Here is a 16,139-nt window from a genome sequence, read left to right as displayed (position 1 = left end):
GCCTTTCCACGATAATTGCTCCCGAAAAAATCTTTGAAACGAGATCAACGCCAATCGTGCGGCTGGCCCGAAGACTTCAGCTCTTGTTTGGCGGGACGTGACAACGAAAGGTGGCGACGAACAGCAGCGGAACGAAGAAGATGGCGAGCGTCGTCGCTGCGATCATGCCGCCCATGACGCCGACGCCGATCGCGTTTTGCGCGGCCGAGCCGGCGCCGCCAGCGAAGGCGAGCGGCGCGACTCCGAGGATGAAGGCGAAGGAGGTCATCACGATCGGGCGCAGCCGCTGGCGCGCCGCGAGCAGCGTCGCCTCGATGACATCCATTCCCACCCTTTGGTGGTCGAGCGCGAATTCGACGATCAAAATTGCGTTCTTGGCGACGAGCCCGATCGTCGTCAGCAGGCCGACCTTGAAATAGACGTCATTGGCCTGGCCGAACATCAGCGCGGCGACGAGCGCGCCGAGCACGCCGATCGGCGCGCACAGCATGACGGCGAGTGGGACCGTCCAGCTCTCATAGAGCGCGGCGAGGCACAGGAAGACGACGAGGACCGAGATCGCATAGAGCGCCGTGGCCTGATTGCCCGAGAGACGCTCCTGCCGCGACAGGCTCGTCCATTCATGGGCGAATCCAGATGGCAGACTGGCGACCAGACGGTCGATCTCCGTCATGGCGTCGCCGGAGCTGGCGCCGATCGCAGCCCCGCCCTGGATCTGGACGGCGGGCGATCCGTTGTAACGTTCGAGGCGCGGCGAGCCGAACGCCCAGCGGCCGGACGCGAAAGACGAGAAGGGCGCCATCTCGCCCGACGCGCCGCGGACATGCCAACGGTCGAGATCGTCCGGCTGCATTCGGAAATCGGCGGCCGATTGCAGATAGACCTTTTTGACGCGGCCGCGATCGATGAAGTCGTTCACATAGGCGCCGCCCCAGGCCGTCGACAGTGTGGCGTTGACGTCGGAAAGCCCGACGCCGAGGGCGCTCGCTTTTTCCTGATCGACCTCGATCGCAAATTGCGGCGTGTCGTCCTGGCCGTTCGGCCGCACGCCATTCAAGAGCCTGCTCCGCGCCGCTGCGGCGAGCAGATGGTCTCGCGCGGCCAAGAGCTTTTCGTGGCCGGCGCCGGTCATATCCTCGAGATAGAAATCGAAGCCGCTGCTCGTGCCCAATCCCTCGATCGCGGGCGGCGCCAGCACGAAAACCTGCGCGTCGCGAATGCCCGAGAGCGCCGCCGTCGCGCGCTCTGTCACTGCGGTCGCGGACATATCGGACGCCTTACGTTCTGAAAAGTCGCGCAGGCCGACGAACGCCATGCCGACATTCTGGCCGAGGCCGCTGAAGGCGAAGCCCCTCACTGTCATGACGCCATCGACGGCCTTGCCCTCCTGATCGAGGAAATAGCGCGTCACCTGATCGAGCGCACGTTCCGTGCGGTCGCTGGTCGCGCCGACAGGCAGCTGCACGCTGACCATCAGATAGCCCTGATCCTCCTGCGGCAGAAACGAGCTCGGCAAGCGCGTGAACAGCGCGGCGGCCGCGATCGTCATCACGGCGAGAGCGGCAAATCCACGTCTCGGGCGCCGCAGAACAGCGGCCGCGCCATCTCGATAGGCGTCGGCGCCGCGTTCCATGTTGCGATCGAACCAACGGAACAAGCCGACCTTCTCCGCGCCCGGCTTCGGCGGACGAAGAAGCGCCGCGCAGAGCGCCGGCGTCAGGATCAGCGCGACGCCGGCCGACAGCGCCATGGCCGAAACGATTGTGACCGAGAACTGGCGATAGATGACGCCGACCGAGCCGCCGAAGAACGCCATCGGCACGAAGACCGCGGACAAGACCGTCGTGATGCCGATGAGCGCGCCGGTGATCTCGCTCATGGATTTGACCGTCGCCTCGCGCGGCGACAGGCCTTCCTCATGCATGATGCGTTCGACATTCTCGACCACGACGATGGCGTCGTCGACCAAGAGCCCGATCGCCAGCACCATGGCGAACATTGTGAGCGTGTTGATCGAATATCCCGCCACCGCCAGAACGCCGAAGGTTCCGAGCAGCACCACCGGCACGGCGAGCGTCGGAATGAGCGTGGCGCGAATATTGTGCAGAAAGGCCAGCATGACGAGAAAGACGAGCGCGATCGCCTCGATCAGCGTGTGAGTCACCTGCTCGATCGAGATTTTGACGAAAGGCGTCGTGTCGTAGGGATAGACGACTTTCACGCCTTCGGGGAAAGTCGGCGCGAGCCGCTCGATCGCCGCTTTCACCAATGCGGCCGTATGAACCGCATTCGCGCCCGTCGCCAGATTGATGGCGAGGCCGGTCGCCGGCGCGCCATTATAGGTGGAGGCGCTGACATAATCCTCGGCGCCGAGCTCGACGGTCGCGACATCGCCGATGCGAACAAGCGATCCATCGGCCGCGCTTTTAACAATGACGTTCCGGAACTGCTCCGGCGTCTGCAGGCGACTCTGCGCCGTGACGGTGGCGTTGAGCTGCTGCCCTCTGCGCGCCGGCAGACCGCCGAGCTGTCCTGCCGACACTTGCGCGTTCTGCGCCTGAATCGCGCTCGCGACATCGCTCGGGTTCAGCGCATATCCGGCGAGCCTGTCCGGATCGAGCCAAATGCGCATCGCATAGCCGGCGCCGAAGAGCTGCGTGTTTCCGACGCCTTCGACCCGTTTCAGCGTGTCGTTGAGCGCGCTCTTGACGTAATCCGACAGATCCGTGCCGGTCATCTTGCCGTCGGTCGAGACGAAGCCGACGACCATCAGAAAGGCATTCGACGATTTGGTGACGGTGAGTCCATTGGACTGAACCATGGTCGGCAGCAGCGCGGTGACGAGCTGCAGCTTGTTCTGCACCTGCATCTGCGCCACATCCGGATTGGCGGCGTTGGTGAAGGTGAGGGTGATGTCGGTCTGGCCGGTCGATGTCGACGTCGAGGTCATGTAGTCGAGATGGTCGAGGCCGGTCATGCCTTGCTCGATGATCTTGGTGACCGAATTCTCGACCGTCCGCGCATCTGCTCCAGGATAGGTGGCGGTGATCTGGATCGTCGGCGGCGCGATCTCCGGATATTGCGAGACCGGCAGGCCGATGAGCGCCAGCAGGCCGCCGAGCATGACGACGATCGCGATCACCGAAGCGAAGATCGGACGGACGATAAAAAATGCGGAGATCACGCGCGTCAGCCTTTCGCCTGGATTTTCATCGTCGTCGGCTCACGCTCGCGCAGGTCGCCGGTGGCGTCGTCGATCACGACCTCGACGCCTGTCGCCGGTTGCCCGGCGCGCACGAGCTGCAGGCCTTCGACAACCACGCGGTCGCCGTCGCCGAGCCCCGCCGTGACCAGCCAATTATTGCCGACCGTCCTGCCGACGGAGAGCGTGCGCTCTTCGATCTTATCGTCCTTGCCGAGCACCAGCGCCGTCGCCTGCCCCTTGACGTTGCGGACGACCGCGCGCTGAGGGACGAGGAACGCGCCGGGCGCGACGCCTTCCTCGACGATCGCCCGGGCGTACATTCCCGGCAGAAGCAGTCGCGACGGATTGGGGAAGACCACCCGCACTGTCGCGGTTCCGGTCGTCTGGCTGACTTTGGCCTCTGTGAATTCGAGCCGTCCGGTCATCGGATAGACCCAGCCATTTTCGAGCTTCAGCTTCACATCGACTTTGCGCTCCGACGATCGGACGCGGCCCTCGTCGATGGCCTGTCTCAGATCGAGCAAGGCGGCGCTCGATCGGGTGAGGTCGACATAGATCGGATCGAGCGTGCGAATGGTGGTGAGCGTGTCGGCCTGACCGGCCGTCACCAGCGCGCCTTGCGTGAGCGAGGATTTGTCCGCGCGGCCGCCGATCGGCGCCTTGATCGTCGTATAGTCGAGATTGATCTTGGCGCTCGCGACATTCGCCTGCGCCGTCGCCACATCAGCGCGCGCCTGGGCCAGAGCCCCGACGGCCTCCTCGAGATCCTGCGTGCTGACGGCGTTCTTTTTTATCAGCCCTTGATAGCGCTCGACCTTGGCTCGAGCGCTGGGCACGGCAGCCTCGGCCTTCTGCAAGGCGGCGAAGGCGCTGTCGTGCGCGGCACGATAGTGGGCGGGATCGATCTGATAGAGCGGCGCGCCCTCGGCGACCTCGCCGCCCTCCTGGAACAGCCTCTTCTGAATGATCCCCGCCACTTGCGGCCGCACTTCCGCCACCAGCGAAGCAACAATGCGGCCGGGCAGCTCGGAGGAGATGGCGACATTTCGAGGATGCAAGGTGACGACGCCCACCTCGGGCCGCTCGGGCGACGCCTTGGCTCGGTCCCGCGAAATGAAGTCGCATCCGGCGAGCGCGACGCCGGCGGTGAAGGCGGCGATCGTCGGACGAAAATTCATGGCGCGCTTTCGAGAATATTGCCGAGGCTTCGGGTTCGATCGTGACCTACGCCGTCGCCGTTCGAGAATCGTGCAGATTCGATGGAGATTTGATGGAGACCGCGGATGTCCGCGCTCTCGAGGCGTCGGGGGCCGTTTGCAGCGGCCGGAAATTCGGCCATATGTCGGGGCGGCCAGAGCACGCGAAGGCGCCGTCCCACCCGCGAGGACCGATGAGCCCAGTCAGCAAGCCCGCGAGCGTTCGACGATGAACGAGCTCGTTCTCATCGCCGACGACGAACCGGAAATCACCGCGATTCTGGATGCCTATCTGGCGCGGGAAGGGCTGCGAACCGTGAGCGCTGCGGATGGCCGGATCGCGCTCGATCAGCATGCGATTCTGAAGCCGGACATCGTCTTGCTGGATGTGAATATGCCGAATGTCGACGGCTGGGAGACTCTGGCCGAGCTGCGGCGCCGCGGCGATACGCCGGTCATCATGATCACCGCGCTCGACGAGGACATAGAGCGCCTGCAGGGATTGCGTCTCGGCGCCGACGATTATGTGGTGAAGCCGTTCAATCCGGCGGAAATCGTCGCGCGCGTCAAAGCGGTTCTGCGGCGAACCAATGCCCGCGCCGACAGCTCGGTCTTGCGGATCGGCAAACTCGAGATCGATCTCGAAGGCTTTCTCGCCAAGGTGCGAGACGGCAATGCGACAGCGCCCCTGCCCCTGACGCTGACGGAATTCCGCCTCCTCGCGCATATGGCGAAATCGCCCTCGCGCGCGTTCAGCCGCAGCGAGCTGGTCGACGCCTGTCTGCCCGGCGGCGACGCGCTGGAGCGGACCGTCGACAGTCATATGAGCAATCTGCGCCGCAAGCTCGACGAGGCCGGCGCGACCGGCCTGATGAATGTCGTGCGCGGCGTCGGCTATCGGCTGGCGGCGCCATGACCCGCTATCGTTTGAGCCGACAGATCACGCTGTCGATGAGCGCTGTCGTCGCCGTCGCGGTGATGATCGTTTTCGTCGGCTCCTTCACCTTCTACGGTATCTATCTGACCTACTACCCGCCGCCGCCCGGGCCGCCGCCGCTTCTTCCCGAGGCGCCGGACTTCGTGCTGATCGCGGTCCTGCTGCTCGTTGCTCTCGTCATCGCGATCTTCGCTGCGCTTCGCTTGACGAAGCGGATTCTCGTGCCTCTCAACTCGCTCGCCGAAGGCGCGCGCAGCATCGCCGCCGGCGATCTCACGGCGCGGGCCTCGCCCGGCGACAGATCGCTCGGCGAAACAGCTCGCCTGGTGGACGACTTCAATGCAATGGCGCAACGCCTCGAGGACAGCGTCGCGGCGATGGCCTCCTGGAATGCCGCGATCGCGCATGAGCTCCGCACGCCGTTGACGATCCTGCGGGGCCGGCTGCACGGCCTCGCCGACGGCGTGTTCGAGCCGAGCGACGAATTGTTTCAAAACCTCCTGTCGCAAGTGGAGGGCTTGTCGCGCCTCGTCGACGATTTGCGCATCGTCACTCTGTCGGAGAGTCGCCGGCTGGAGATGCGTTTCGAGCCGACCGATCTCGAGCGGGAGATTAGACAGGCCGTCGACGCCATGCGGCCCGCCCTCGTCGAGGCCGGCTTCACGATCGAGATCGACGCTCGCCGAATCGTCCTGGCCTGCGACGGCGTTCGATTGCGGCAGGCGCTGCTCGCGCTTCTCGAAAACGCAGAACGCTATGCGACGCCGGGGCTTTTGCGCGTTTCGACAAGAGCGGAGGAGGACAACATCGCGATCGCCGTCGAGGACCAAGGGCCGGGCCTCACTCCCGACTTCACGCCCCATGCGTTCGATACATTCAGCCGGGCGGAAGCCTCACGCTCGCGTCGACATGGCGGCGCGGGCCTCGGCCTCTCCGTGGTACGCGCCATAGCGGAAGCGCATCACGGCCGCGCGCAATACAGAGCGTCCGCGACCGGCGGCGCAATCTTCGAGATCGTTCTGCCGCTCGCCCGAGCGCGCGATCGCATCGGCGGCGACGCGCCTGCCGAATGACGGCGCCGCCGTGAAACTGATCGAACGAGCATGGACGATCGAATGACAGCTTCGCCTGCCACGGACCGACCCGAGAACGATTACACGAAACTCGCAGCCACGCATGTGTCTCTGCGCCGCATTCTCGGACTGTTCGAGCCTTACCGCGCCAAGATCGTCACTGTCGTGCTCCTGATGCTCCTCGGCGCGGGCGCGGGCATGTCATCGCCTTTTCTCTTGCGGGCAATCATCGACGAGGCTCTGCCCCGTTCCGATCTGCATCAGCTCGTCGCGCTGGTCGCGGTCTTGCTATTCGTCGCCGGCTTATCGACGTGCCTCAGCACGACGCAGGTGATATTGTCGGTCAGGATCGGACAGGCGATCATGCATGATCTGAGGGTGAAGGTGTATTCGCACCTTCAATCCTTGTCTCTCGGCTTCTTCACGGCGACGCGCGCGGGAGAAATTCAGTCCCGCATCGCCAGCGATATTTCCGGGCTGCAATCGCTGGTGACCACTAGCGCGAACGAGCTGGCGCGTTCCTCGGCCACGGTGGTCATGACCGCCGCGGCGATCCTGCTGCTCGAATGGCGATTGGCTCTCTTCGTCTTTCTGATCGTTCCCGGAACAGTGGCGATCAGCAATCGGGTCGCGCGAATGCGCGAAAAGCTTCTTTTCGAGCAGCACGAGCGCATCGCCGACATGTCGTCGGCGATACAGGAGACGCTTTCGATTTCCGGCGTGATCCTCGCCAGAACGATGAACCGCGGCCAGCATTTGTCACATCGCTTCTCGAGCCTCTCTGGTGAGGTGGCGGAACTCGAAGCCCGCGCGCATACGGCGGGCGAATGGCAATGGGCGCTCATCAACCTCGCGCTCTCCGTGCTTCCGGCGCTGACGCTGCTGGTCGGCGGACTGCTGATACAGGCCGACACGCCGATCACCATCGGCACGCTCGTCGCCATGATCGCGCTACAGGAGCAGCTATTGTGGCCGCTCGAGCAGCTTTTGGATATCGCGCGGGAGATGCGAACGACCCGCGCGCTTTTCGCGCGGATCTTCGCGTATCTCGACAAGCCGGTCGAGATCACGCAACACGCCGACGCGGTCGCACTCGACCGGGCGGACATGCGCGGCGCGGTCCAGGTAGCAAGTGTCTCGTTTTTCTATCCTGGCGCCGCGACTCCCGCACTGCGCGACATCTCCATCGACATTCCGGCCGGCGGCCATGTCGCCATTGTCGGCGCGACCGGCTCCGGCAAGACCACGCTCGGCTATCTCCTCGCGCGACTCTATGACGTGAACGCAGGCATCATCTCCTTCGACGGCGTCGATATTCGCGCGCTTCGCTTCGAGACGCTGGCCGACATGCTCGGCGTCGTGACGCAGGAACCCTATCTGCTCCATGCGACCGTCGCAGAGAATCTGCGCTTCGGCCGCCCGGAAGCGTCCGACGATCAGCTCGCGAGGGCTGCGCGCATCGCCCAGATCCACGAGACGATCATGGCCTTGCCCGACCGCTACGAGACGCTGGTCGGGGAGAGAGGCTATCGCTTTTCGGGCGGCGAGAAGCAAAGGCTGGCGCTCGCGCGCGTTATCTTACGCGATCCGCCGATCCTGCTGCTCGACGAAGCGACCAGCGCCCTCGACGCCAAGACAGAGCACGCCATGGCGTCCGCGCTGGCTGGGCTATCGCAGGGACGCACGACCATTACGATCGCCCACCGCCTCTCGACGGTGAGGCAGGCCGACCAAATCATCGTCTTGCAGAAGGGCCGGATCGTCGAGCGCGGCACACACGACGAGCTCGTTTCCCAAGGACGAACCTATTCGGAACTGGTGATGCGGTCGCATCTCGATCGGCAAGATGCGTTATGGAGGGTGTAGCTCTCGTCGTTCCACGGCGGCAGGCGGTAGCGTCGATCGACAGCTTGTTGCAGCTGCCGATCGAGCCGTGCGAATCCTTCGCCGAGATGCGGCTTCAAAGGCGCGATCGGGTCGAAGCCCCCGAGCAACGCCTCGGTCGCATCGCGAAATAGCTCGTGCAGAGACACACGGGGGATGAGCTTTCCTTCGCGTTCGCGCAGGGCCAGGACGGCGAGGCTGTGCTGGGCGACGCTGAGCGGCAGATCCCATGCCGAATATCCGCCCCAGCGATAGGCGCGCGACAGCCCGATCGCCAGATCCTCGTCGGTCCAGGCGTCCGGCTTCGGATCGAGCAGGTCGAGCCGACCGCCCGATTTGAGCAGCATCCAGGCGCGGTGCAATGTCATGGTGTGGTCCTTTCTCGTTGGTCGAGCATGTCGTTCCAGTCGCTGTCCTCGACGGGCGGATGCAGTCGCTCGAAGGGGACGCCGGCGGCTGCCGCGATCAGCTGGTGGCGGGCCGCGTAGCGGTCGCCGGCGGGATTGGCGTCGGCCGCGCTGCAGAAGCGCGAGCCCGGAATGGGCGCGACTGGACAACCGGGTCCTCGATCGCCGCGCGATACGCTCTGCGAAAAGCGGCCTCGAAACGACGCCGCCTGCTTCCGCCGCCGCCCCCTCCACTGCTCATTCAGGGCAAGGCCCTCGCGGCGCATTCCACCTCGGTCGCGCTGCGCATCGGGGCGGCCATCAGCCTCGCGATCGGAGCGGATGTGCTCGTCGACGTCTTCTCCTATGATTCGCGGTCTCTGCCGACGATCATCACCGCTCTGGCGGGAATCGCGATTCTGCTGAGCGGCGTCTACCGAATTTTGGCCGCCGCCCACCGGACCATGGCGCATTATCTGCGCACGCTTCCGGTTCGTCCGGCCTATTGGCCGGTGCGCGACATGGCGCTGGTCGCGGGGGTCGGCGCGCTGCCGCTGCTCCTGCTGTCGATCCCGGCGGCAACGCATCGACTGGCCGCCTCGGCGACGCTCCTCGGCCTCGCCGGAGCCGACTTGGCGCTTCTCGCCGCTATGCGCTTCCAGGTCACGCATGGCGGGAGACACGCCGTGCTGCTCACCGTGGCGCTTGCAGGGCTCTGGTCCACCGCGGCGATGGCCGCCATCGCGCGATGAAGGAGGAGCCGATGCTGCGGGTAGATGGCTTGAGCAAGTCCTACGGCGAGAAACGCATTCTGGATGGAGTGAGCTTTGCACTCGGCGCCGGAGTCTTTGCGTTGCAGGGCGCGAACGGGATCGGAAAATCCACACTGCTCGCGCTGCTCGCCGGCGCCGAGCCCGCCGATGGCGGAGACATTTGGATCGATGGGCGCAATCTACGCGAGGAGCCGCGCCCCGCGCGCCAGCTCTTGTCCTATGCGCCCGATGAAAGCCCCGCCTATCCGTTCATGACCGGGCGCGAGCTTCTCGACTTCGTCGCCATGATCAAGAAGGCGCGCGTTGCCGATGTCGCACTCGGCCTCGTCGAAGGCTTCGCCCTCGGCGCTGTCCTCGACACGCGCTTTTCCGATCTGTCGCTCGGCTCGCAGAAGAAATTCGTGCTCTGCGCGGCATGGATCGGGGAAGCGCGGGTCATGCTGCTCGACGAGCCGAGCAACGGGCTCGATCTCGCAGCGCGAGACCTTCTCGCCCGGATGTTTCGCGCGGAGGCGCGGTCCAGAACCATAGTGTACGCCAGCCATGACGCGGAATTTGTCGAGACCGCGGGCGCGGCCGTCATCGCGCTCGAAACTCTGCTGATGAACCGTGGCGCTTGCAGCTCGGCCCGGACATAGACCCGATAGAGAAGACCTATTCCAAGCTGAACCACTCCACTCGCGTCACGTCATCGAACGGCTTGCGATGAACTATTGGGATCATCGTGGAATCTTCCACAAAACGCACTCTAAGAAATTGCCTTGGGTGTTGATGTTGCGCGGTCATGGGAGACGAAGCGTGAGATCGTCCCGCGGCCGGGCCATCTCCGCGGCGGATTTGCGCCCGGAGGCGAATGCGAGAGGAAGCGGGCTATTCGCGTTACGAATACGATCTCGCATGAACCATAGCGCGCCTTCGAAGGCCTAAGAGCCGACCCGACCGGGCGTGCGCGTCCATTCAGATCTGGACGTCGCGGTCAGTCACCGCGAGAAGATGCAATCGGCCGCTCGAGGCGCACACGCCTGTGGCTGCGTTCCGCTCGGCGACCTTCGAACCCATTGAACCCGTGGCAGGCGTAGCAAAGGCGGTGGTCGAGGGCCGCGTCGGATAATCGCAACTTTGGCGACGCCATCATTTCATGCGCACGAATGTCGGCTTGGTCCAACAGCTTCCAGCCAGTTCAATCATCGAACGCTTCAATGGCTTTGACCCCGGCCCCATAACAGTCGGCTCGTTCCCCCGGCGGTCCATCGCCGTTCTCATACAAGATGAGCGGTTGGCGGCAGTGGCAGGACCGCTCGTCGCTGATCCTCCCGGCCTTGTCGATCCTGCACCACTCGCGCCGTTCGGGAATCGCCGCCCAAGCCACACCATGATCGAAGGGGCCGACCGCGTCGAATTGTGGCGCGATGAGGAACTTGCCGTCTCCATCGACAAATCCCCACTTGCCTGCCGCCTCGTCGCGTTGCGCGGCTAGGCCCTCGGACATTGGGTGGCGTCGCGGCAACGGACGTGACAGGACAGAGGGATCGCGGGCAAGTTCAGCGACGAGCGCCTTGTCGAGACGAACCCACCCTCTCTCGAGTTCGACTTGATAAGGACTATCAATCAGTTTGTGGGTCATTTTCAGCGGACCGAGCAGAAATTCGCCTTCTCCGTCGATGACGGCCCAAAGGTTGTTGTCGACGACACCGGCTACACCGTCATAAAAGTCGCTGGCTCTATCGAAGTATTGGCGCGCCAATAATTTTCCGTCGCGCGTAATGTAGCCATATTTACCATTTTTCTCGGCTAACGACTGACCGTCACAGTGCAGCTGCACATATTGGAACCATGTGTCCGGCACCGCCACGCCCTGCGCGGAAACGATTTTCACCAGTCCGTTTTCGAACAAAAGTCGGCGTCCATCGGAACATTGCGGCGGATCTCCGTCCAAGAGTCTTGTTTTGGCCTTGTCGGCCCATACCAACGCCCCGTCGACAGACGCCACCAGCTCTTTTTCGAACGAATGAGCCGAGGCCGAAAGACGCACCTTCCTCTTCGTAAGCACAACGCCGTTGGCGTCAATTTCGCCTTCCTCGCCATCGAGAACGTAGGACGCTGTCCCATTGTGGAAAGCGCCGAGCTTGTCGAATTTTGGCTCGATGACGATTTCGCCGACTGCGTTGATAGCCCCCCAGCGTCCGTTTCGTCGCACTGCGGCGCGGTCCACGGCGTCGTCGATCTGTCCTACAATCTCGAAGACGCCGTCGCCGACAGTCGTTCCGTCTAACCGCGTCAATCGCCACCCCCCGTCGTAACCGGGAAGTTCGTTCGACCAGAACATCGTGCTCGGCTTCTTGGAAAACGGCATCACCTGTTCGTATTTCGGCTCGATCCGCCAAGCGCCGCCTGGCGCAACGACGCCCCATTTATTGCCCGTCGGATTAAAGGCGTGAATGGAAACAGAGTTGAGCGAATCGAGGTGCCTATATCCGAAGTAGTCCTTATCTCTGGTGGAGCGGGCGGAGAGGAAGGCGTCATTCGACAGTCGCACAATCACGCCATAAAGGGCCGGCAATATTGTTTTGCCGTCGCCGTCGACAACGCCGATCCGGCCCCTGTCCATGAACAGGGCCATGCCGCCATCGAAAGCGCTCATCTTTTCGTAGATCGGCGGAATAACGATTTCGCCCTTCTCGTTGATGGCGCCGTATTTCTTGTCCTTTAGAACGACGGCGCGCCGGTCGAAAAAGCGATCCGCCCAATCGAACTCCGGGCCGACGATAACCTTGCCGGCGGCGTCGACATAGCCGCATTTCGCACCTTCAAAACGGCAGGAGGGGATCGGCGGCCCACCGCCATATGCGGCTCCCATAAGAGCTGCGGCGAACACCGTTACAGCGAGCTTCAACCTCGCCCGTACGTTCTTCTTGCTCGGGTTGCAGCGTTGTTCGCAGTCGGCGTTTGAAAGGGATATCATCGACGTGATTCTAGCGCGAACAGATCCAATTTAGCTAGACGAATTCGGTCCGATTTTATGGGCTGTGATGCGATCCGCCGCACCGCGATCGGAAAGGCGAAAAACAGAGTGACCTGCTCCCAGTTGCGCGACCAGTCCTGCGCGATCGACGGATATTTCTTGCCCCAGGCGGAAGCCCGGGGACTGGAGATCGTGCGCCTCCACCAGACGCTGGTGGATTGGCGAGATCGCCGACGGCTGGCCGACGCCGCGGGTTGGCCGACGCTCGCCACGCACGTCATCGGCGTCGAAATCCGCGCGGTGGAGCGGGAGATCGCCCGGCGAGTCCGCGAGTTGTTTTGAGGTCGCGCCGACGCGAATGGCGGATCCCGCACGCATCAACGGGGCGACGCCGATCTGCGATGGCCGACCACGGTCACGGACGCCGGTATCGGCGGCGCGCGCGGGCGGCCCGAGATTTCGTCGAACGCGCGTTATGGAACCCTTATATTCCTCGCGATCGTAGGTGGCGGATGATCCGACCACATTTGCCGTCTTGCAAGGAGGCACCCGAATGGATCTTCGGATACAGGACAGAACCGCTATCGTCTGCGGCGCCTCTCGTGGGCTAGGGATGGCCTGCGCCTTGGCGCTCGCCAATGAGGGCGTCCATGTCACACTCGTCGCTCGTCGCGCCGAAGCCCTGCAGATGGCGGCCGAACGAATTGCTGAGGCGACGGGAACACAGCCCGGCTTCGTGGTCGCAGATGTCGGCACGGCGCAGGGGCGCGCTGCGGTCCAGGCGTCGAACGCTGATCCAGACATCCTCGTTACCAATGCCGGCGGCCCTCCGGCCAAAGATTTCACAGACCTGACGCGCGAGGATTGGGAGCAGGCGCTCGACGCCAATTTCCTGTCCGCGGTCGAGATGATTCGGATGTTTGCGCCCGCTATGCGTGCACGGCGCTTCGGCCGGGTCGTCAACATCACGTCGGCGACAGTCAGAATGCCCGTCGAAAGACTCGACCTCTCCACCTCGACCCGACTAGCGCTCACCGGATATGTGGCGGGGGTCGCTCGACAAATCGCCAAGGATGGCGTGACGATCAACAATCTACTACCTGGAACTGTGATGACGGAACGACTCGTCGAGCTTGGGGCGACGGCGGATGCGCTGATAGCCCGTGTGCCCGCCGGAAGGGCCGGAAAGCCGGAGGAGTTCGGAGCTGCATGCGCATTCCTGTGCAGCGAGCAGGCCGCTTTCATCACCGGCCAGAACCTTCTCGTCGACGGAGGACTGTGCACGCTGACCATCTGATCGCCACGCACCTCCGTCGTCGAAGAGCAGCGGCACGGTAGCGATGACGCGCTATCGCCCTCGCTCATGCGGGCGCAGACCATGCCTCTAGGGCCTGGACACCGCAGCCTCATGCCACTCAAATCCTTCTTACGGAGCCTTGAAATATCCAGAGCTCAGGTTATTGGCGACCGATCCGCGGATCTCTGGGAAACGAGCACCGCCTAATTGCCGGTCATAATGCTGAGAAAGCCATGCGAGTTTCGTCTCGATTCCGGTCGTCGCAGGCTCTTTTGTCATTTCAATGATCGCACGAAGTAGCTGAACGCCTTCCCCGAAGTTCTTTGCAAGAGCGTCGGGATCCACGATTTCGACCGTGTTCGGATCATTGACGTCGCGGAAGCGCACCAGAAGCGGGATCTCGTCGCGCGTTAATTCCGCGGAAGCATTTAGCCCATCGAGCTTGTTTTCGCGTTCTTCGGCCGTGTAGCGACGGTCAAGAACCCCAGTTCGTTCAAAAACCACTTGCGGCAGTGCTAGAAAAGATTGCCTAGGGCCACCGCCTCCAAGTAGGGCGTACAATATACCTCTTTTTCCAAGATCGACGGAAACCGCTTCGCCACGTAACTCCCAACTCATCGGTATTTGATTAAGCGAAACCGCCGCCTTGGTCACAAGGATTTCGACCACAGCCGCTCCGCTTTTTTCGCCCTCGGGCGTCTCGACAAAAAGAGTGAGACGATAGCGATATTTCCAACTCCACTTGCCGCAACCCGACAACAACGTGGTCCCTGCGATCGCGAGACCGAGCAAAACACAACGCCGGGTGGTCATGCGAAGCTGCCTCCGGCGTCTCGCGAAGATCACCAGGATACGAAGGCGATCGCGTCGCCAACGCAGATGACACGACATTTCGCGAGTTGGAAGTGTAGTCGGCTGCCAATTCGCATAGCCTCGTAGAGAAAGGGCGTCAACTGGCTCTGGTGCAGACGGCGAGAGCGGCCGGCCGGGTCTCCCGCGCCAGCGGCGAGGTGCAAGCGCAACGTCGAAGCGGACGTCGCCGCGGTCCGCAGAAATCTGGTCGAGCGGCGCCGGAATCGAATCGGCGCATGCCGCAGCGTCACGGCGATGTCACGTAAACTCGATACAGGCGCGTTGACGCCACGCAGGCTGATCTCAAGCGGCCGTCGTCACGGACTTCCATTCCGCCATCGCCCTGAGGCGATGCAGCCGGATGGCAATGGCGGAACGCCTGGAAGGCCTGGATGGAACGAAGAGATTGCGGATTGCCGAGAAGACGTCGACGAAATGTTGTAGCCCGCGCCATGATCGAAACCCCTGCATCACTCGCTCGCGCTTTCGTAATGGGACATGGGAGTTTTCTGCGCGATTGTTCAAACCCTTGTGCGATCGATGCTCGACGCGAGGCATGATCTTCCGGCGCGCCACGGCATAGGAGCCAAGCTTGTCGGTGACTATGCGCTGTGGGCGACAGCCCTGCTTGTGAAGAAGGCGTTTCAGCAATCGCTGAGCCGCTTTGGCGTTACGGCGAACCTGCAAGATTTCGTCGAGAACATATCCGTCTTGATCGACAGCGCGCCAGAGATAGCGCTTTTCACCGTTGATCGAGACAACGACTTCGTCGAGATGCCAAACGTCGCGACGACCGGGCTTTTTGCGTTTCAGACGATGGGCGTAATCGGGACCGAATTTCTTGGCCCAGCGACGGATGGTTTCGTAGGAGAGATCGATCCCCCGTTCGAGGAGCATTTCCTCGACCAAGCGCAGGCTGAGTGGGAATCGGAAATAGAGCCAGATGGCATGGGCGATGATCTGCGGCGGGAAGCGATGGCGCTTGTAGCTCACGGGCGACGGTCTCATGGCCTGAGGATCGGCCCTCTCGCCTTACCCGCCCGTTAATGTGACATCGCCCCTCCGAGAGGCCGACTCACGTGAGGGATTCCCGAATCGGCTGAAATTTGATTCGACTTGGCGAACACATGGAGGTTCGCCATGGCGGCGGCGATTGGGCTTCGAGGCGATTACGACGCGCGTTCCTTGCGGGCGATAGCGAAGCGTTCGAAGGACGGGCCGCAAGCGCGCCGTCTCCTCGCCCTGGCGTCGATCTATGATGGCGGCGCACGAAGCGAGGCGGCGAAGATCGGCGGCGTCACTCTCCAGGTCGTTCGCGACTGGGTGTTGCGTTTCAACGCCGGCGGGCCAGACGGGCTCGTCGATCGCAAGGCCCCCGGACAACCCTCGCGGCTTGACGCCACGCATCGAGCGGCGCTGGCCGCGCTCATCGAGGAAGGGCCGACGCCGGCCATCCATGGCGTCGTGCGCTGGCGGATCGTCGATCTGTGCCAGTGGACATTCGAGGAGTTCCGCGTCGTCGTCTCGGAGCAGACCATGAGCCGCGATCTGCGCAAGATGGGCTATCGCAAGCT

General features: G+C 63.2%; 14 protein-coding genes. 8 read left to right on the top strand and 6 right to left on the bottom strand.

Annotated features, from left to right (window positions below):
• Nucleotides 1-76 precede the first annotated feature (76 nt).
• The gene (locus tag A1351_RS12210; protein WP_064033123.1) at nt 77-3,181 is read right to left on the bottom strand and encodes an efflux RND transporter permease subunit; all 3,105 of its coding nucleotides are present in this window, start codon (nt 3,179-3,181) and stop codon (nt 77-79) included.
• 8 nt (nt 3,182-3,189) lie between these two features.
• A complete protein-coding gene (locus tag A1351_RS12205) occupies nt 3,190-4,383 on the bottom strand; it encodes an efflux RND transporter periplasmic adaptor subunit (protein ID WP_064033099.1) in 1,194 nt (397 codons plus the stop codon).
• A 247-nt stretch (nt 4,384-4,630) separates the two neighbouring features.
• Between A1351_RS12205 and A1351_RS12200 the strand changes: the two genes are divergently transcribed.
• The 3 genes from A1351_RS12200 to A1351_RS12190 are packed head-to-tail and all read left to right on the top strand — an operon-like array spanning nt 4,631 to nt 8,277.
• A complete protein-coding gene (locus A1351_RS12200) occupies nt 4,631-5,317 on the top strand; it encodes a response regulator (protein ID WP_064033098.1) in 687 nt (228 codons plus the stop codon).
• A complete protein-coding gene (locus A1351_RS12195; RefSeq protein ID WP_064033097.1) occupies nt 5,314-6,411 on the top strand; it encodes an ATP-binding protein in 1,098 nt (365 codons plus the stop codon). Before A1351_RS12200 ends, A1351_RS12195 begins: the two co-directional genes overlap by 4 nt.
• A gap of 42 nt (nt 6,412-6,453) precedes the next feature.
• The gene (locus A1351_RS12190) at nt 6,454-8,277 is read left to right on the top strand and encodes an ABC transporter ATP-binding protein (RefSeq protein ID WP_064033122.1); all 1,824 of its coding nucleotides are present in this window, start codon (nt 6,454-6,456) and stop codon (nt 8,275-8,277) included.
• On the opposite strand, the gene A1351_RS12185 is transcribed toward A1351_RS12190, so the two are convergent.
• A complete protein-coding gene (locus A1351_RS12185) occupies nt 8,217-8,663 on the bottom strand; it encodes a hypothetical protein (RefSeq protein WP_064033096.1) in 447 nt (148 codons plus the stop codon). The genes A1351_RS12190 and A1351_RS12185 overlap by 61 nt on opposite strands.
• Between A1351_RS12185 and A1351_RS12180 the strand changes: the two genes are divergently transcribed.
• Together A1351_RS12180 and A1351_RS12175 are read left to right on the top strand one after the other, a co-directional pair.
• A complete protein-coding gene (locus A1351_RS12180; RefSeq protein ID WP_157096286.1) occupies nt 8,657-9,433 on the top strand; it encodes a hypothetical protein in 777 nt (258 codons plus the stop codon). The two genes, A1351_RS12185 and A1351_RS12180, sit on opposite strands and share 7 nt — an antisense overlap.
• Before the next feature lie 11 nt (nt 9,434-9,444).
• Nucleotides 9,445-10,092, top strand: coding sequence for an ABC transporter ATP-binding protein (locus A1351_RS12175; RefSeq protein WP_064033121.1), 648 nt, complete (start codon nt 9,445-9,447; stop codon nt 10,090-10,092).
• Nucleotides 10,093-10,634: 542 nt separating this feature from the next.
• Here the strand turns inward: A1351_RS12175 and A1351_RS12170 are convergent.
• A complete protein-coding gene (locus A1351_RS12170; RefSeq protein WP_064033094.1) occupies nt 10,635-12,416 on the bottom strand; it encodes a WG repeat-containing protein in 1,782 nt (593 codons plus the stop codon).
• 108 nt (nt 12,417-12,524) lie between these two features.
• Between A1351_RS12170 and A1351_RS26050 the strand changes: the two genes are divergently transcribed.
• Together A1351_RS26050 and A1351_RS12160 are read left to right on the top strand one after the other, a co-directional pair.
• Complete coding sequence (locus A1351_RS26050; protein WP_157096285.1) at nt 12,525-12,758, top strand: hypothetical protein; 234 nt, start codon at nt 12,525-12,527, stop codon at nt 12,756-12,758.
• Between the two features lie 211 nt (nt 12,759-12,969).
• Nucleotides 12,970-13,713 (top strand): SDR family oxidoreductase, encoded by a 744-nt coding sequence (locus tag A1351_RS12160; protein ID WP_064033120.1) that lies wholly within the window; start codon nt 12,970-12,972, stop codon nt 13,711-13,713.
• A gap of 129 nt (nt 13,714-13,842) precedes the next feature.
• On the opposite strand, the gene A1351_RS12155 is transcribed toward A1351_RS12160, so the two are convergent.
• Both A1351_RS12155 and A1351_RS12150 read right to left on the bottom strand, forming a co-directional pair.
• On the bottom strand, nt 13,843-14,526 hold the full coding sequence (locus tag A1351_RS12155) for a hypothetical protein (protein WP_064033092.1): 684 nt from the start codon (nt 14,524-14,526) through the stop codon (nt 13,843-13,845).
• A 342-nt stretch (nt 14,527-14,868) separates the two neighbouring features.
• Entirely contained in the window at nt 14,869-15,573 is a 705-nt protein-coding gene (locus A1351_RS12150; protein WP_064033091.1) for an IS6 family transposase, read from the bottom strand.
• Nucleotides 15,574-15,705: 132 nt separating this feature from the next.
• On the opposite strand from A1351_RS12150, the gene A1351_RS12145 reads away from it, so the two are divergent.
• A partial coding sequence (locus A1351_RS12145; protein ID WP_064033090.1) for a helix-turn-helix domain-containing protein occupies nt 15,706-16,139 on the top strand: 434 nt, incomplete at its 3' end.

The organism is Methylosinus sp. R-45379, from assembly GCF_001644125.1.
Classification (GTDB): domain Bacteria; phylum Pseudomonadota; class Alphaproteobacteria; order Rhizobiales; family Beijerinckiaceae; genus Methylosinus.
Note: the sequence above shows the minus strand (reverse complement) of the source record. Positions and strands in the feature narration are given on the sequence as shown.